General features: G+C 61.5%; 15 protein-coding genes and 1 pseudogene. 11 read left to right on the top strand and 5 right to left on the bottom strand.

Annotated features, from left to right (window positions below):
• The first annotated feature begins 68 nt into the window (after positions 1–68).
• The 7 genes and pseudogenes from OPC11_RS21925 to OPC11_RS21895 all read left to right on the top strand — a co-directional run bounded on the left by OPC11_RS21925 (position 69) and on the right by OPC11_RS21895 (position 8,666).
• Positions 69–1,250, top strand: coding sequence for a PQQ-binding-like beta-propeller repeat protein (locus OPC11_RS21925; protein WP_264783411.1), 1,182 nt, complete (start codon positions 69–71; stop codon positions 1,248–1,250).
• A complete protein-coding gene (locus OPC11_RS21920; RefSeq protein WP_264783410.1) occupies positions 1,247–1,738 on the top strand; it encodes a hypothetical protein in 492 nt (163 codons plus the stop codon). The genes OPC11_RS21925 and OPC11_RS21920 overlap by 4 nt, the downstream gene beginning before the upstream one ends.
• A gap of 1,449 nt (positions 1,739–3,187) precedes the next feature.
• Positions 3,188–4,462, top strand: coding sequence for an orc1/cdc6 family replication initiation protein (locus OPC11_RS21915; RefSeq protein WP_007981126.1), 1,275 nt, complete (start codon positions 3,188–3,190; stop codon positions 4,460–4,462).
• Positions 4,463–4,707: 245 nt separating this feature from the next.
• On the top strand, positions 4,708–5,148 hold the full coding sequence (locus OPC11_RS21910) for a universal stress protein (protein WP_007981125.1): 441 nt from the start codon (positions 4,708–4,710) through the stop codon (positions 5,146–5,148).
• Between the two features lie 134 nt (positions 5,149–5,282).
• Positions 5,283–6,737 (top strand): annotated as a pseudogene (locus OPC11_RS21905) (MFS transporter).
• Between the two features lie 62 nt (positions 6,738–6,799).
• Positions 6,800–7,267, top strand: coding sequence for a MaoC family dehydratase (locus OPC11_RS21900; RefSeq protein ID WP_264783409.1), 468 nt, complete (start codon positions 6,800–6,802; stop codon positions 7,265–7,267).
• 58 nt (positions 7,268–7,325) lie between these two features.
• The gene (locus tag OPC11_RS21895; RefSeq protein WP_264783408.1) at positions 7,326–8,666 is read left to right on the top strand and encodes a serpin family protein; all 1,341 of its coding nucleotides are present in this window, start codon (positions 7,326–7,328) and stop codon (positions 8,664–8,666) included.
• A gap of 87 nt (positions 8,667–8,753) precedes the next feature.
• Here the strand turns inward: OPC11_RS21895 and OPC11_RS21890 are convergent, their stop codons facing one another.
• The gene (locus OPC11_RS21890) at positions 8,754–9,236 is read right to left on the bottom strand and encodes a hypothetical protein (RefSeq protein WP_264783407.1); all 483 of its coding nucleotides are present in this window, start codon (positions 9,234–9,236) and stop codon (positions 8,754–8,756) included.
• Positions 9,237–9,545: 309 nt separating this feature from the next.
• On the opposite strand from OPC11_RS21890, the gene OPC11_RS21885 reads away from it, so the two are divergent.
• Positions 9,546–9,995, top strand: coding sequence for a DUF4112 domain-containing protein (locus tag OPC11_RS21885; protein WP_007981118.1), 450 nt, complete (start codon positions 9,546–9,548; stop codon positions 9,993–9,995).
• 177 nt (positions 9,996–10,172) lie between these two features.
• Positions 10,173–11,126, top strand: coding sequence for a hypothetical protein (locus OPC11_RS21880; RefSeq protein WP_264783406.1), 954 nt, complete (start codon positions 10,173–10,175; stop codon positions 11,124–11,126).
• A gap of 12 nt (positions 11,127–11,138) precedes the next feature.
• Here the strand turns inward: OPC11_RS21880 and OPC11_RS21875 are convergent, their stop codons facing one another.
• Positions 11,139–11,723 (bottom strand): isochorismatase family cysteine hydrolase, encoded by a 585-nt coding sequence (locus tag OPC11_RS21875; protein WP_264783405.1) that lies wholly within the window; start codon positions 11,721–11,723, stop codon positions 11,139–11,141.
• A 64-nt stretch (positions 11,724–11,787) separates the two neighbouring features.
• Positions 11,788–12,675, bottom strand: coding sequence for an SDR family oxidoreductase (locus OPC11_RS21870; protein ID WP_264783404.1), 888 nt, complete (start codon positions 12,673–12,675; stop codon positions 11,788–11,790).
• Positions 12,676–12,861: 186 nt separating this feature from the next.
• Here OPC11_RS21870 and OPC11_RS21865 point away from each other — a divergent pair, with 186 nt between their 5' ends.
• Positions 12,862–13,530 (top strand): CHRD domain-containing protein, encoded by a 669-nt coding sequence (locus OPC11_RS21865; RefSeq protein WP_264783403.1) that lies wholly within the window; start codon positions 12,862–12,864, stop codon positions 13,528–13,530.
• 159 nt (positions 13,531–13,689) lie between these two features.
• Positions 13,690–14,667 (top strand): type II CAAX endopeptidase family protein, encoded by a 978-nt coding sequence (locus tag OPC11_RS21860; RefSeq protein WP_264783402.1) that lies wholly within the window; start codon positions 13,690–13,692, stop codon positions 14,665–14,667.
• A gap of 18 nt (positions 14,668–14,685) precedes the next feature.
• Here OPC11_RS21860 and OPC11_RS21855 read toward each other — a convergent pair whose 3' ends face one another.
• Positions 14,686–15,048 carry a hypothetical protein gene (locus tag OPC11_RS21855; protein ID WP_007981112.1) on the bottom strand — a complete coding sequence of 121 codons (363 nt, stop codon included), beginning with the start codon at positions 15,046–15,048 and terminating at the stop codon, positions 14,686–14,688.
• Between the two features lie 209 nt (positions 15,049–15,257).
• Positions 15,258–16,856, bottom strand: coding sequence for a long-chain-fatty-acid--CoA ligase (locus tag OPC11_RS21850; protein WP_264783401.1), 1,599 nt, complete (start codon positions 16,854–16,856; stop codon positions 15,258–15,260).
• Between the last annotated feature and the right edge of the window lie 99 nt (positions 16,857–16,955).

The following is a 16,955-nucleotide window of genomic DNA, read 5'->3' as shown; positions in this document are numbered from 1 at the left end:
TCGGATATCGACGATTTTCCTCGCGTCGCTTTCGAAATTGTTTATTACGGACAGGACTGATTCAGAACGTGTTTCCAGAGTCCCCACGGGTTTCACGCCGACAGCTACTCACCGCGGGAGGTGCCGCCGCCCTCGGTGCGTGGTACGTCCGCCCCTCCCTGTTCACGAGCGAGCAGTCACTCGACCCGTCGGTTCCGCCTGACGCGTGGCCGATGCGCGGTCGGGACCCCTCCCGGTCGGGATATGCGCCGACGACGAGCGCGCCGACGGACGACGTTCGAGTCGCCTGGCGGACGACCGTCGGCGACCCGCATCTGTTCCAGTCGCCGACCGTCGCGGGCGACATCCTCTACGCCCTCACGCGACACGAGTTGGTCGCGCTCGACGCGGCCACCGGAACGGAACGATGGCGGTTCGCTACCGGAGGCGAGCTCCCGCAGGGAGGTCCAGTCGTCGTCGATGGGCAGGCGTGTTATAGGGCAGGAGTGAATTTGTACGCCGTCTCCGAGAACCAAGCCCGGTGGAAGTTCGCCACGAACAGCAGTTTCGACGAAGTGCTCCCGGTCGGGAACACGATCTTCCTCACATCGTACTTCGGGAGTTCCGACTCGCTCATCGCGTTGGATGCATCGAACGGGATTCCTCGCTGGAAAACGCCCAGCAAATATCGACCTCTCGCGTACGCGGACGGTATCCTCGTTGGAGCGGGAAACCCCGGAACCACTCTCGTCGGCCTTGACGCAACGAACGGCGAATCGCACTGGCAACTGTCACGGTCGGGTCTCCCCGGCGATATCGCACCGGCGTTCGGGAACGGCCCGGTTATCTCGAACGGAACGTTCTACGGCGGGGCGGGGCGACTCTACGCGGTGAACGTTCGGGAAGGAACGGTCGAATGGACCACCGACGCGACCGGGGCAGCGATGGCGACGAACGGGAAAACGATATTCCGCGCCGGAGAGGGACACGTCGTCGCGGTCGATTCGACGGATGGTTCCACCCGCTGGGAGAAGTCGGTGGGACGGATAGGGGAGAACCGGACGAGTTCCATCTCTGGCCTCGCGGTAACGGATACCGCCGTGTACGTCGGAGCGGAGTCGGGCCTCGTCGCGCTCGACGCTGCCAGCGGGGAACGGTTGTTCACGTTCGAACCCGAAGCGGGAACCGATTCAGTCGGACCGCCCGCCGTCGTCGGAGAGCGGGTGTACGTCGGCATCGAAAACGCGGTGGTCGCGTTGGAGGAAGCATGACGGACGAGAAAACGGCGGGTGGCAAAACGGAAGATGGCAAAACAACGAGTGGCAAAGCAACAGATTGCAAAACGGCGGATGACGAGGAAGGAGTAATCCGTCGAATCGAGACTGCACTCGATCATCCACTTCGGCTGGTCGGCGTCTGGATCGGGTTATCCGGTATCGTCAATAGCGTTCTCGGGTCGTTGCTCCGGGCGTGGATGATACGGCCGCTCCCGATTTCGCCGTTTGTTGTCGGTAGCATCGTAACAGTCTTCCTCGCGGTTCCGCTCGTCGCGTATCGACCCGACGTGGGGTTCGGAACGGCGTTCGGATTTACCTTCGTCGCTGTCGTCGCCTTCGGCGTACTGAACGCGATTGTTGGCGATGGATACAACACCGGCGCGGGGGTCAGCGGGTCGCTCTATCCGGTCCTCGATATCGCACTCCTCTGGACCGCCGCCCTGCTAATCGCCGCCGCGCTGGTCGTTCGTACCGACGGCTAAGTGCACGGTTCCGCTTTCGGCGGTGGATTACTCTGTTCGTACTCGGGAGGACGGCGACCGACTCGAGTACGAACGCGAGATTGATAGTTATGAGACATACTTTGATTCACACACACCCCTCGTCCAGAGTGTAACGGGGGAAGGTGGGGGGGTGGGGGAGGGGTGGGTGGAGTGAGGTGAGATGAGACGAAAATAACGGAGTACAGTCGGTTGAGGGAAAGACGAACAGATGTCGAAGGCCATGGACGGTCCCGCAACATTACACCTCGCAAACTACGTCCCACGAACTCCACCCCGAAGACTACACTCCACGAATTCCATGCTCCGAACCACACCCCACAAATTATACGTTTCAGCGGGATTTCCGAGGGGTCGCTTCGACTGGAACAAGAGTCGAAGACGAATAGAAATTCGTCTTCGTTAAAATGAAATTAGCTTAATGGACTTTTCGTGCTCTAACATATTATACTTAATCGTTCGATATGCTCCATGGATACGCGAACGACATTCTATATATCCATATGTTCTTTATCCCGGTTATATAGGCTACAACGGATTAATATTGAGTAGCCGATGAATTGCTGTCAAGTATATATCGGTCGATTCTATCATCCCGAGCAACGTCTCGAATAACGCGACGGTCTCGGTACTACCGGTAATATCCGCCTGAGGCTTTTAGATCGTGTTTTCCCGCTCTATCACAGACCGCCCGCGTCTCTTCCCCCCACTCCTCCACCCCACCCACCATCTTCCCCGTTACACTCTGGACGAGGGGTGTGTGTCACCCTTTCCTTTCTTCCGACAAACCGACGCTAACCTCCAGACGAAACGGACCTTCTTTCGCCCAGTGGCGCGTTTTCTCGTCCGTTATTTTCAGCTGTCGTCTATCCGGTCTTTACCATCGAGATTTACTTCCGACTTTCAGGAATTCCTCCTTCAAAAACACCCGATTTTCCCACCGTTACACTCTGGACGAGGGGTGTCCAACATCACACGAAAAACACACGTTACCGCTCCGTTCGACTTCCCTCACGGTTTTTCTACACGTCCGTTTTGCTTCCCCGTTTTCGATTTTTTGCTCTTCCGTCTTGCTCTCATTTCATCTCGACTGTTCTCATCGTGCGTGTTTTCACTCTGGACCGGGCGTCTGTTCGACGAGCAGGCTTCGACTTTCCGGTTCGTCGTTTCCACCCGTTTCCGTTCTCTTTTCATCTTCTTCTCCCCTTCTCATCCGCTTTTCTTTCTCTCCTTCTTCCTCTCTCCCTCACGTCCTTTTTTCATCCTCTTCTCCCCTTCTCGATTCTTTTTCACTCTTTCTCGGGTCTTGGTGATGAGAATATGACACCGACGAATTACGCCTCTTCTCTCGTATATTCGGTCGATATACACTCGACACGTTGTGTGTGGGGAAGGCCTAGTTATTTATACTGAGCGCACGCTGGCTGTCGTATGTCCGATGAACCTCCCCGGCTCTCCGATTTCGATACCACGGACGACCCGGCGAGCGACCCCCTGTTCAACGTGAACGACGAAACCACGACACAGGTGTTCGAACGAAAGGAGTTGCTGAAAGTCGGTCACGTCCCCCAGAGTACGCGCATCGTCGGGCGTGATTCCGAAATCGAGTCCGTCGCGGCCGAGCTCCGACCCATCGTCCGTTCCGACCCGCCGAACAACGTCATGATATACGGCAAGACCGGAACCGGAAAATCCCTCGTCACACGGCACGTGACCGAGCGCGCACGACAGGCTGCCGGTGCACAGGACGTCGACGTCGGTACCGTGTACGTAGACTGCGCACAGCACAACACCCACACCAGGGTCGCTCGGTCTATCACCCGAACGCTGAACGACGAGGACAAGACGGGGATTTCCATTCCTCGGACGGGTATCGGAAGCGGGGAGTATTACGATTACCTTTGGGAGGTTCTCGACCGCTGTTACGACGCCGTGATCATAATCCTGGACGAGGTTGACCGACTCGAATCCGACGACGTACTGATGCAACTCTCGCGCGCAAGGGAGTCGGGGAAGGCCGATTGCCACCTCGGTATCGTCGCCATCAGCAACAAAATCGAATACCGCGACCGGCTCAACGAGCGGGTCAAGAGCAGCCTTCGGGAGGAGGAGTTCGTGTTCCAGCCGTACGACGCGAACCAACTGCGGGATATCATGGAACACCGGCGCGACGCGTTCAAGGAAGGGGTCCTGACCGGCGACGTCATTCCGCTGACCGCCGCGTTCGCCGCACAGGAACACGGTGACGCGCGAAAGGCAATCGAAATCCTCCGCCACGCCGGGGAACTCGCGGAACGGCAAGGCGACGAACTCGTCACCGAGGAACACATCCGCGACGCACAGGAATGGGCCGAGGTGGACCGTTTCGAGGAACTGCTCCGTGGGTCGACGACGCAGGTGAAGTTCATTCTCTACGCGCTCGCACTCCTGACGAAGGAAAACCGCGGCTCGGAGTTCTCGACGAGCGAAATTTTCACTCGCTATCAGCAGATCTGCAAGCAACTGGATGCGAACGTGCTGAGCGAACACCGCGTCTACGAACTCCTCAAGGAACAGGCGTTCCTCGGCGTCGTGGAATCGACGCGAACCGGCGGCGGTCGCGGACAGGGGAGCTACCTCGAACATCGACTCGTGCAGGACACCGATATCGTCCTGAAATCCGTGCTCCGGGACAGCCGATTCGACAGCATCGACATCGACGAGTAATCCGCCAACGACGTCGTTCGAGGAACGAACTATTTTCGACGCACGTTTCGACGAGTGGTCTGTTTTGTGTCACAACCAGACACACGTCTGACACCCCTCGTCCAGAGTGTAATATCGGTCTCGTCGGTCATTTACCGCCGGTTCCGTAGTTTCGCGACCTCTGTTCCTGCTTCTTCAGTTACTACTCTCTGCTGCTCTTCGGGCAAGCAGTACCACTATCCCGGTTGCCCTCGTTGGGCGAACCGATGTACGACGCGATTCTCGTGCCGACGGATGGTAGCGGCGGTGAACAGCAGTTCGTCGAGGAAGCGATTTCGCTCGCCGAACTCACGGACGCAACGGTTCACGTCCTTCACGTCGTGGATTCCGGACTTGCCGATTCGCTCTCCGAATCGACACAATCCATGGTTCACGACGACCTCAAAACGACGGGCGAAACGGCCGTGTCCTCTATCGAAGGCACGGCGGAGCGCGCCGGTCTCGAAACGCGGACCGCCATCGTGAACGGCGACCCGGCAGAGGAAATCGTGAACTACGCCGAGGAGAACGACATCGACGCCATCGTGATGGGCACCCACGCCAATACGGGCGTCAGCCACCTCCTGCTCGGGAGCGTCACCGAGCGAGTCATTCGCTTGACGACGGTTCCGGTGCTGGCGGTTAATCTGACGGAACACCACGGATAGGGGTGACTCCTGACTGACGCCGTGGTCGGAATCCTGACTGACGCTGCGGTCGGAAACGATTTCCCCACGAGGCCGTGTGGAAGCCACGGAAAGCCGTGGGGCGGCTATTTGCCCGTCGCTCCCGAAGGAGTTCTATGACCAACCGACGGCTTGCGACGCTGGGCGTCCTGCTCGGTATCTTCCTCGCGGCCATCGACGGAACCATCGTGAGCACGGCGATGCCGACGGTCGTACAATCGCTGGGAGGACTCGAACTGTACGCGTGGGCCTTCGCGGCCTACATGCTGTTCGCGGCGGTTTCGATGCCCCTGTACGGCCGCCTCGCCGACATCTACGGCCGGAAACGGTTGTTCTTCGTCGGTGCCGCCATCTTCGTCGCCGGGAGCGCGCTGTGCGGTGCGGCGGGGAGCATGCCCTAATTGGTCGCGTTCCGGTCGCTGCAGGGAGTCGGCGCGGGCGCGATGTTCGCCATCCCGTACACCATCCTCGGGGTGGTGTACCCGCCCGAGGAACGCGGTCGAGCCATCGGCCTCGGGAGCACCGTCTGGGGGATTTCGAGCGTCGTCGGCCCGCTTCTCGGCTTCGTCATCGTCGAAACGGTCGGCTGGCGCGGTGTGTTCTACCTCAGCGTTCCGGTCGGGCTAGTTGCCGTGGTTCTGGTGGCCATCTCGCTCGACGAATCGACCGGCAGCGCCGACCGCGACGTCGACTTCCTCGGCGCGGCCGTGCTTTCGATCGCCGTCGGGGCGCTCCTCGTCGGGCTTCAACTCCTCGAAACGACGAGTTCGTGGGCGCTTCCGCTCATCGCGGGCGGAATCGTCGGCCTCGGCGTGTTCTACGCCGTCGAACGGCGCGCGACCCAGCCCATCGTCCCGCTGTCGATGTTCGACGACACGGTATTCATCACGACGAACGTGACCGGATTCCTCACGAGTTTCGTGCTCTTCGCGGCGATTACGTACGTGCCGCTCTACCTGCAAAGCGTCCGTGGCGGTGCGGGAAGTGCGGCGCTGGCGGTCTTTCCGATCTCCATCGGCTGGTCGGGGACGAGCTTTCTCTCGGGCCGGTCGGTAAATCGGGTCGGCGAACAGCGACTCGCCACCGTCGGGACCGTCCTCCTCGTCCTGAGTTTCGGCGCGGCGACGGTCCTCTGGACGGCAGATACGGCCCTCCCGCTCGTCATCGGCAACGTGTTCGTGATGGGCGTCGGCATGGGAATGGTCACGCCGCCGTTGCTGACGGCGATTCAGAACCACTTCGGGACGGCACAGATGGGCGTCGTCACCTCCTCCCAACAGTTCTTTCGCAACCTCGGCGGGACGATGGGCGTCGCGCTCCTCGGGTTCGCCCTGAATCTCGTCATCCGAAACCAACTGACGACGATTTCCGGCGTCTCGAACCTCGGGCAGCTTCAACAGCGGCTTCTCGGGTCTCCCACGCCGCCCGCCGGGTTAGCGACGATTCTGACGGACGGACTGACGACCGTGTTCGCACTGTCGGTCGTCGTGTCCGTTTTCGCGGTCGGGTTCGCCTACTACATCCCGCGTGAACGCGGCGAGTCGTCTGCCTCGGCGACGAGCGGCGACTGAGAATTACTCCCTCGATTTCCCCAGCCCTCGGCTATTTGTTTCGGCTCCGCCAATCCACCCGCATGAGCAACCGGGATTTCGAAGATCTCGTCGTCGGCGACCGCGAATCGTTCGGCAGTTACACCGTCACCGAGGAGGAAATCCTCTCGTTCGCGGAGCAGTACGACCCACAGGAGTTCCACGTCGATTTGGACGCCGCGGCCGAATCGATGTTCGGCGAACTCGTCGCCAGCGGGTGGCACAGCACCGCCATCTCCATGCGCATCCTCGTGGACAACTTCTTCGAGAACAGCGGCAGTTTAGGCTCGCCCGGCGTCGAATCCGTCACGTGGCCCGCTCCCGTCAAACCGGGCGAAACCCTCTCGCTCACGCTCGAAGTCACCGACAAACGCCCGCTCGAAAGCGACCCGAACCGCGGCCTCGTCACCTTCTACCTCGAAATGCAGAACGAGGCGGACGAGACGAAACTCACCATGGAGCCCAAGGTGTTCTTCGCTCGCCGCGGCGGGGACGAAGCGGATACTTCGTAACTACAATCGGTATTTGTGTCTTACTAACGTATTTGCTCGCGAAGGTGAAATGTGGAGTATGCCACCCACCCGTCGCCGCGTTCTCGCGCTCTCGAACGCGCTCGTCGCCGGAACCCTCCTTTCGGGCTGTCTCGCCCCGCTCTCGTCGAACGACCCCGGAACGAACGTTCAGACGGTAACCGGAACCGGGAAGTCGAATCCCGTTTCGACCGACGAGGCGGCGATTCGAACGCTCGCTCGCGGAAACTCGGAGTTCGGCCTGACGCTTCTCTCCTCGCTCGCCGAAACCGACCCGAACGAAAACCAGTTTCTGTCCCCGTTCAGCGTGTCTGTGGCGTTGGCGATGACCTATGCCGGGGCGCGCGGCGAGATGCGAGCGGCGATGGCCGACACCCTCCGATTCCCCTTCGATGGTGAGTCGCTTCACGCCGCGTTCGGCGAGACGGACGAGCGACTCAAAACCGTGGACGAGCGGGCGGACGCCGACGCGAACCGAGGGACGCCGTTCCAGTTGACCACCGCGAACGCGATTTGGGGACAGGAAGGCTATCCGTGGCGCGACGACTTCCTCACGACACTTCGAACGTACTACGACGCCGGTCTCAACGTCTGTGACTTCCAAGAGAATGCCGACGAAGCCACGGAGACCATCAACGCGTGGGTCGCCGACCGAACGGAGGGAAAAATCACCGACCTGCTGGCGGAAAACGCGCTCGATGCGCGAACGCGACTCGTCCTCACCAACGCCATCTACTTCCGGGCGACGTGGGCCAGCACGTTCTCGGAGGAGAACACGAAACGGCGGCCGTTCACCGCGCTCGACGGGACGACATCGCGGGTGCCGATGATGTCCCAATCCGACTCGTTCCCCTACGCCGCCGTGGACGGCCAGCAGCTGATAGAACTCCCCTACGTCGGCAACGAGGTCGGGATGGTCGTCCTTCTGCCGAAAAACGGCACGTTCGAGGCGTTCACGTCGTCGCTCTCAGCCGACCGACTGGAGGCGCTGCTGGGTGAGATGGAGCGAACGGACGGCTCGATTACGCTGCCGAAGTTCTCCCTCGAATCGTCGCTCGACCTCGGGACGACGCTCTCGGACCTCGGTATGTCCCGCGCGTTCTCCCTGAGTGCCGATTTCGGCGGAATGGCCGACATCGAGGAGACGGGCGAGAACCTCTCCATCGATAGCGTCCGCCAGAAGAGCGTTATCGAAGTGGACGAGGACGGAACCGAAGCGGCGGCCGCGACGGCCGTCGAAGTGGGTGTCACGTCGGCACCGCTGAATCCGTTCGAAATGACCGTCGATAGGCCGTTTCTGTTCCTGATTCGCCACAAACCGACAAATACGGTCCTCTTCCTCGGCCGCGTCGCCGACCCGACCGCCGGTCGTTCCGACTGAGTTCGCGGTATCGAGACCGAGTGACTGTTCCGCTGTCGTGCTGGAGTGACCGCTCCGCTGTCGTTACTGCTGTTCACCGTTCGCCGTTCACGTGGCTTCTTTGCGCCGTATTCTCGTCATCAGTCGCTTCGCCGACTCCGCCACCGAGTCCCGCCGCTCGGGTTTGGTCCACGTGTATCGAACGCGGCCGTCCTCCAACTGTCGTTCGTCTCTCACCTGCCATCCTCTCCGTTCCAGCACTCGTTCGACCGTCACGTAGGGAAAGTACTCTTCGATGTACTCCGCGTTCGTCTCGTAGATGTTCGGCGCGTACAGTCTGGAAACCATGCCCTCCTTTTCCAAGCCCCACTTGAGGTGGTAGTACCAGTAGTTGAGGTACGACGGCAGGTCGAGTTTCGGCAGTTTCCCGTAGCGTAATACGCCCACCTGATTTTCCCGGGGGCCGTTCCACGACAGCGACGTGATGGCGTCGTACTCGTCCCCGTGACTCGGCGAATCGTTGAACGTCTCCAGCCACTGATGTTCTCCGCGCTCGGCCCTCGCGGTTTCCACGACGATTCTCCGCGACATGGACGACACTACGTTGTGCAAAACTATGATGATTGTGCACACACACCGTCGTCCGACTCAGGTAAACACCGGTACGTCAGGGGACGCACCGGTATCGGAAGTCAGAGGCAAGTGACGGTAGCACGGGGAGCGGGTGTCCGCTCGCTTTCGTGACGACTGCACGCCGTTCCGATTCAATGGCCGTGAAATTACCGCCACGGGTCCCAAATCCACCGAATCGTGCAAATGCTTTGTGGCGGAGACGACGCTCGACGCCACCCGAACCTCACCAGCCGTCGGGTTTATTGCGTCTCGGAAACAGGTGTGTCCATGAGCCGCAATTCGGATTTGAAAGACGAGTTCGACTTCGAGGGTGAACTCCCGCCGACCCTCGACCGCGCGGCAATCGACAGAATGCGGACGGTAGCGCGCGTCTTCGACGACTTCATGCGCGTTCCGGGAACCGATTTCCGCGTCGGTCTCGACCCCATCCTCGGCGCGCTGCCGGGGGTCGGCGACGTCATCAGTGCTGGGTTGTCCCTGTACCTCGTCCTCGAAGCGGCCCGCTTGGGCGTCTCGTTCACCACCCTCTTGCGGATGATAGCGAACGTGAGCATCGACGTGGTTGGCGGGTCGCTCCCGGTCGTCGGCGGTATCATCGACGCGGTGTGGAAGGCCAACAAACGCAACATCGAACTGGTGTTGGAGGACCTCGCACACGACCCGCTGGACGATGACTTCGACAACGACCCCGAGGTCGTCGAGATAGAAATCGAGTAACCTTCACTCCGAAACGCGGCCGATTGTCTCTTCGTTTCCGGACGATAGCCCCCGGACGAGTGCCTATCCCGGCCGAACGCGCCACCCATCCGTTTCGAAGGAGTTCCCCGCGGGCGCGTTCGAAGCCGTAAGTTTCTCTACGCGGAACTGCCATGCTCTGTTCGATTGGCCATCCCCATGTTCGAGACGACTATCGGTGTCCTCCACGAATCGCCGTCCGCCATCGTCCCGCTCGCCGTCGTTCTCTGGTTCGTCGTGCAGAGTGTTCGCCGGAGCGGATTTCCCACTCGACTCGCGCGATACGCCGTCGTTTTCGGCGCGCTTCCACCGTTCTGTCTCTTCGTCCTCGCGGAACTCCTCGGAAGCCAGTCGAGTCGGAACCTCGCACGCGCGCTCCTCGACGGCGAGATACGACTGCTCGTCGACACGCTCGGCCTTATAGACGCCGTGACCGCCGCGCTCCTCGAAGCGACCCTCCAGTTCGCTGCCGGTATCCTCCCGAGCGACCGGCTCGGCGGCATCTCGTCGTGGGACCCGTTCGCGGCCGTTTCCGCCCTCGGCTTTCTCGCCGCGGTGTTCCTCGTCCAGTTCGTCACGGGCGTCCTCGTGACGCGACTCGCGGGACGGGCGGCCGACGCGTCCGATACGAACGAGTGGCTGACCGTTGCCGGTGTGGTCCTGTTCGTCTCCGGGCTGTTGTGGACGTTCCTCCAACTCGACCCGCTCGAATTCGGACGCCTCGAACTCCAAACCGCGGTGCTGGCGTCCTCGATGGGCCTCACTACCGGCGTCGCCGCGTCGAACCTCTCCGTGGACCTTCCCGTGGACATCCCCGCGAACCTCCGCGCATGGCGGTCGAAAGCCGCGGAGACGGACCCGTCGGACGTCGGACCCTCCTCGTCAGAAGCCTCCACTCGTGATACTCCCTTGTCTGAACCCCACATGTCCGGCACTACCTCGTCCGAAACCACCACATCCAGGACCACCTCGTCCGAGCACCCCACGACCGGCACCTCTTCGTCCGAAACCGTTCCGTCGGAATCCCCGTCGAATTCGGACCTCGGCGCTTCGCGGCACGCCGATTCGCTCCGGCGGTTACGGGAGTCGGTTCGGTCGCTCCGGCGTCGATAGCCACCGGAGCGATTACGACGCCGTTCCCTCGTCGCTCACCGCTTCGGCGGACGCGGTTTTTCGCCACTCCTCGATGAGGTCGTCCGTCGTCGTTATCTCCGCGTTGTACACGTCCGCGAGGTATTCGAGTCCTTCCGTGTGAGCTTCCTCGCTGAAGGCCTCCACGCAATCCCCCGGAACCACGATGTCGTAACCGCGGAAGAACGCCCCGGCCGAGGCGTGACGGATGCACATGTTCGTGTGCAGGCCGGTCAGGACCACTCGGTCCACGCCCAGACTCCGCAGGTGTTCGTCGAGCGCCGTCCCGTAGAACGCGTCGTAGGTCCGCTTCTCGAACACGTGGTCTCCCTCGTCGGGTTCGAGTTCGGGAATCACCGCCGCTCCTTCCGTCCCCTGCATGGCGTGTTCGCCCCACACGTCCAACTCGAAGTCCTCCGGTCGGTGGGCGTCGTTCGCGTAGATAACCGGAACGCCGTTCTCGCGCGCCGCGGCCGTGAGTCGGTCGAGCGGCGAAATGATTTGCCCCGCGCGCTCGGCGGCTATCTTCCCGGTCACGAAATCGTTCAGCATGTCGATGACTATCAGTACGTCAGTCATTGTTTCCCCCTCTGATGAGGGTTGGCGTCCGACGGACAAAACGGTTCCAGTCGGGTCGATTTTCCTACCGAGGATAGTCCGGCGAGATGTCGACCAATCCCGCGCTCACGTCCCACAACCGCCGTCGAACGTCATCGTCGTGTGCCTCGTCGGAGGCCTCCGCGATTACCCCGTCGCTGACGTATTCGCCGGTCACGTCGGAGAATTCGGGTGATGCGGCCGCCTCGATGACGGTTTCCGCGCCCTCTTCGACGTTCTTCGTGAAGGGAAGCGGTAGGACCGAGAACAACCCTAACAGCAATCGATTGCGAATCGAGGCCTCGCGGGTGAATCCCGTTCCCGGCACGAAACCGGGGTTGACCGCGGTCGCGGTCACGCCGGTTCCGCGGAGTCGCTCGGCCAGTTCGCGGGTGAACAGGACGTTCGCCAGCTTCGACTGGCTGTAGGCCTCCATGCCGTCGTAGTCGCGCTCGCGCCCCAAATCGCTGAAATCGATGGTGCCCCGCTCGTGCAACTCGGAGGTCACGGTGACGACCCGTGCGGGCGCGCTTTCGACCAGCGTATCGACCAGTAGGTGGGTGAGCAGGAACGGCGCGAGGTGGTTGACGGCGAACGTGGCTTCGATGCCGTCCCCGGTTTCGGACCGCCGGTGGCGGAACGTCCCCGCGTTGTTCACCAGCACGTCGAGCCGGTCGTGTCGGTCCCGAAACGCAACCGCGAGGTTGCGGACGCTCTTTCGGGACGCGAAGTCGGCGATGTACAGTTCGGCCCATCCGTCGCCGTTCCGCGCGTCGATTTCGCGCGCAACGCGCCGCCCGCGTTTTCGGTTGCGCCCCACGATTGCGACCGAGGCACCGCGGTCCGCGAGCGCGAGCGCCGTCTCCCGACCGATGCCGCTGGTACCGCCGGTAATCAGGGCGACTTGACCGTCGAGCTTCGAGTTTGAGGGCATCTGTATCCACTCTTCGAAGCGGAGGAAAGTGTGCGTATCGACGTGTCGTCGAACTGCTGTATCAGAACATAGCTCTGTCGCGGGCGAAACACTGTTTGTTCCATTCTATTTATTTAATACATCAATATATTACAGGTGGCAATAATGGCTTAGTAACTTCGAATCGACTCACTAATTGGTCCCACGATGCCAGATACCGACAAACGAGAGACGCTGAAACTGCTGAGCCTCGGAGCCGTCGCCCTCAGCGGCGTCGGCGCTGGAGTAGTCGCCGGAAACGATGACACCGATTCGGACTCGGATTCGGGTTCGGACGCCGAACAGCAACCGCCGACCGAACTGTTCAGCACGGGGGTACTAACTGGGGAGAATGAGGTGCCTCCCAACGAGAGCGACGGACGGGGGGTCGCCGTCTTCCAGTGGACGACCGACAGCGAACTCGAATACGGACTCCTCGCGTTCGGACTCGACGCACCGGTGACCAAGGCGCACATCCACACGGGCGAGTCGGGCGAAAACGGCCCACACGTCGTTAATCTCATCGACGGCAGTGGCACGGAGGAACAGTACCTCTTCGGCACCAGCGTGGTCGCTACCGGGACGATTTCCGACGACGATTTGGTCGGTCCCTACGAGGGGTCCTCGATCGACGACCTCGCTACCGAGATGACGGCCGGGAAGACCTACGTCAACGTTCACTCGAAAGCGTATCCCGACGGCGAGATTCGTGACCAAATCTATCCCGTCGGGGCGGTCGACGTCGGCTTCGAGACGACCATCGACGCGGGTAGGGACGAGGAAGCGAGCGCACTGCCGTCGCTCGACGTGAACATCTCGGGAACCGAGTGCCGATAACGCCGCCGAGGTGACACCGACGTTTCCCGTAATCCTCTTTTTCTACAGGCGGAGCAGGCCGAGTGCCTCGGGGCTTGACCCCGAGGCGGTTCACTCGCACGGTCGAATCGGACAGCGGGTGGGCTCAAGGATTAACAACCCTCCTCGTCGTACGGTTTCGTGGTGCTCTCTTCGATAAAAGCCGTCTTCTGGAACGCGACTGACCGGCGGCTTCGACTCCCGTGGCGGTTCGTCGTCGCCGGAATCGTGTTCGTTGTCGTTTCGCTCGCCGCGGCGGTTTCGCTTCGCCCGGTGTGGGTGTCCGCGTTCGTCGGGTTCCAATTCGCGTCGTTCGGGCGTCTCGGCAGCTTGTTGTTTCGAACCTCGTTCGAACTGGTCATCGTCGGTCTCTTCACGTACCTCGTCGGTCGGTTCATCGACCGGCGTCGGTTTTCGGACTTCGGCTTTCACCTGTCGCGGACGTGGTGGCTCGATTTCGGGTTCGGCCTCGCTCTCGGCGCGACGCTCATGACCGCGATATTCCTGACCGAACTCGCATTGGGGTGGGTTCGCGTCACCGGCTTCTTTCGAACGGTGTCCGGCCTGTCGTTCGTCACCGTCTTTCTCACCTCCGTTCTCGTGTTCGTCGTCGTCGGCGTCAGCGAGGAACTGCTGGTGAGAGGCTACATCCTGACGAATCTCGCGGAGGGTTTCTGCTGGTTTCCGCGGGTGTCTGGTGAGGTTGCGGTCGCGGCCGCGACGCTCTGTTCGTCGATTCTGTTCGGCGTCGCACACGTCTTCAACCCGAACGCGACGCTCACGAGTACGGTCGTCATCGTCCTCGCGGGAGTCATGCTCGCGTCGGGTTACCTGCTGACGGGCGAACTGGCGATTCCGATAGGGTTGCACGTCTCGTGGAACCTGTTTCAGACGAGCGTCTACGGGTTTTCCGTCAGCGGGCTTCGCCTCCCCGTGACGGTCATCGCAACCGAACAGGTCGGTCCCCGCGTGTTCACCGGCGGGGCGTTCGGCCCCGAAGCGGGGCTGGTCGGCGTCGGCGCTATCGTCGTCGGAACGGTCGCCATCGCCCGGTGGGTTCGCTCCCGCGAACCGCCGCTCTCGCTGTCGTCGTCCGTGTGGACCCCGGAACTCCGGTAAAACGGGTTGATAGGCGGCTCAGACGCCGGGAATTCCGAGCGCGCCCGAGGCGACGATATCGAACAGCGCGAACAGGTAGAGGACGATTGCGGCCGCGAACCACGCGACCAGTCCGATGACGACGGCCGTCCCCCACCCGCCGGGATACCGCCAGTTGATGACGCCGACCCACGCGACGAGCGCCAACAGCGCGCCGAGGATGGGAATCCACCCGACGAAGAAGCTGATGATGCCCCACACTATCGACCCGATCAGCGCCGTGACGATGGCGTGGCCGTAGCTTCCCGCGTATTCGGTCGTCACCCGCGCCCCGACGTAGATGCCGAACCCGCCGATGAGCAGGCTGACGATGAAGACGATGATGGTGTCCACCACGGCCATGCTATCGCCTCCGCTCCGTCCGTTGTAGTTCGCTTTCGAGAACGTTCCCCGTCGTATCGTATCGACTCACTGTTTTTCCCCCGACCGCCATAACGTTCCCCGGCATCGTGTGTCTGTCGGTTGTTCAGTTCACGTTCTCGACATGCATAGAAAAACCGCAGATAGGTTCGAGCCGCGTTCCAGCGGGATATCTTTCTTCGAGGAGGCTATCACCCTTGTCCGATGAGCCGATCCTCGTCTTCCCAGAATTCCTTGCGCAGTTGGTACTTCTGGACCTTGCCCGTCGCAGTCTCCGGTAGGTCTTCCTGCACCAGAATCTTGCGCGGAATCTTGTAGCCCGCCATCCGGTCGCGGCAGAAATCCTCCACGTCCGCTTCGGATAGCTCGACGCCGGGTTTCGGGACGACGACGGCGGTCACCAATTCGCCCCACTCGTCGCTCGGCGTAGGGATGACGGCCGCTTTGGCGATTTCGGGGTGGTCGTAGAGCACGTCTTCGACCTCGATGGACGAGACGTTCTCCCCGCCCGAGATGATGATGTCCTTCTTGCGGTCCTGGATGGATATCATCCCGTCCTCGTCGATGGTGGCGAGGTCGCCGGTGTGGAAGTAGCCCGAGATGCGGTCGTTGAACGCCTCCTCGGTCGCCTCCGGCTTGTTGAGGTAGCGGTCCATCACCTGATTGCCGCGGACGACGACTTCGCCCATCGTTTGCCCGTCGGCGGGAACGTCCGTTCCGTCGTCGTGGACGACGCGAACGTCGGTGCCGAGCACTTCGCTCCCCTGCTTGACCTTGAGTGACCGGCCGCGCGTGGCGAGGCGGCGCGGCGAGTTCGAGGTGGTGATGATGGGTGCGGTTTCGGTCAGGCCGTAGATGTGGATGATGCGCCAGCCGATGTCGTCCTCGACGGTCTCGATGGTCGCCGTCGCGGGCGCGCTTCCGGCGGTGGCGATGCGCAACTCGCGGTCGCCCGTCGTCTCCACGTCCGGATTGTTCTCTTTATAGGCGATGACGCGGTTGAGGACCGTCGGCGCGCCGCACATGAACGACACGTCGTGGTCCCGAATCTTCCCGAGCGTTCGTTCCGGCGTGAACTTCCGGAGACAGACGTGCGTACCGCCGGTCCCGGTGATGGCGTAGGTGTGACCCCATCCGTTGCAGTGGAACATCGGGAGCGTCCAGAGGTAGGTGTCGTCGTCCCGAATCTCCATGTGTTGGTTGAGCACGAGCGCGTGCCAGTGTTCGGTTCGGTGGGTGCGTACGACGCCCTTCGGGTCCCCGGTCGTCCCCGACGTGTAATTGACGCTGGCGTCGTCGTCCTCCGAGATGTCGGCGCGCTCCGGCGGGTCGGCCGATGCCTCGTCCACGAGAGTCATGTAGTCCTCCCAGTCGCCGTCGATTTCGTCGGCCTCGTAGCCGATGAACGTCTCCGCCGGAACAGAATCGCGGACCGCCTCCACCTTCTCGGCGAAGTCGTAGTCCGCGATGACGACCGACGCCTCGCAGTCGTTCAGGATGTATTCGTAGTTCTCCGGAACGAGGCGGTAGTTCATCGGGACGTACACCGCGCCCAGATGGTTGGTCGCGTACAGCGCTTCGAGGAAGTAGTGCGTGTTCGATGCGAGCATCGCCACCCGGTCGCCCTGTCCGATGCCGCGGTCGGCCAACACGTTCGCCAGACTGTTGACTCGCTCGTTGAACTCCGCGTACGTATATTCCGTGCCGTCATCCGCAATGACTCCCACCACGTCGTCGTAGAGATCGACGGCGCGGTCGAGGAAATCCATCGTCGTCATTTCCTTCTTCATGAACTGTCATGTACATGGTTTCCGGACGACGGCGTAAAGATTTCGACTCGTGCTAGCAATTACCGGATGCAAAAGGGACGCACTCTCCGCGGCCGCGAA

The organism is Haladaptatus sp. T7, from assembly GCF_026008575.1.
Classification (GTDB): Archaea; Halobacteriota; Halobacteria; order Halobacteriales; family Haladaptataceae; genus Haladaptatus; species Haladaptatus paucihalophilus.
The sequence above is the reverse complement of the archived record's forward strand: the minus strand, read 5'-3'. Positions and strand labels throughout refer to the sequence as shown.

Coding starts and splice junctions, on each gene's coding strand:
- OPC11_RS21920 (WP_264783410.1), top strand. CDS start 1,247: ATGACGGACGAGAAAACGGCGGGTGGCAAAACGGAAGATGGCAAAACA.
- OPC11_RS21915 (WP_007981126.1), top strand. CDS start 3,188: ATGTCCGATGAACCTCCCCGGCTCTCCGATTTCGATACCACGGACGAC.
- OPC11_RS21910 (WP_007981125.1), top strand. CDS start 4,708: ATGTACGACGCGATTCTCGTGCCGACGGATGGTAGCGGCGGTGAACAG.
- OPC11_RS21900 (WP_264783409.1), top strand. CDS start 6,800: ATGAGCAACCGGGATTTCGAAGATCTCGTCGTCGGCGACCGCGAATCG.
- OPC11_RS21895 (WP_264783408.1), top strand. CDS start 7,326: ATGCCACCCACCCGTCGCCGCGTTCTCGCGCTCTCGAACGCGCTCGTC.
- OPC11_RS21890 (WP_264783407.1), bottom strand. CDS start 9,236: ATGTCGCGGAGAATCGTCGTGGAAACCGCGAGGGCCGAGCGCGGAGAA.
- OPC11_RS21885 (WP_007981118.1), top strand. CDS start 9,546: ATGAGCCGCAATTCGGATTTGAAAGACGAGTTCGACTTCGAGGGTGAA.
- OPC11_RS21880 (WP_264783406.1), top strand. CDS start 10,173: ATGTTCGAGACGACTATCGGTGTCCTCCACGAATCGCCGTCCGCCATC.
- OPC11_RS21875 (WP_264783405.1), bottom strand. CDS start 11,723: ATGACTGACGTACTGATAGTCATCGACATGCTGAACGATTTCGTGACC.
- OPC11_RS21870 (WP_264783404.1), bottom strand. CDS start 12,675: ATGCCCTCAAACTCGAAGCTCGACGGTCAAGTCGCCCTGATTACCGGC.
- OPC11_RS21865 (WP_264783403.1), top strand. CDS start 12,862: ATGCCAGATACCGACAAACGAGAGACGCTGAAACTGCTGAGCCTCGGA.
- OPC11_RS21855 (WP_007981112.1), bottom strand. CDS start 15,048: ATGGCCGTGGTGGACACCATCATCGTCTTCATCGTCAGCCTGCTCATC.
- OPC11_RS21850 (WP_264783401.1), bottom strand. CDS start 16,856: ATGAAGAAGGAAATGACGACGATGGATTTCCTCGACCGCGCCGTCGAT.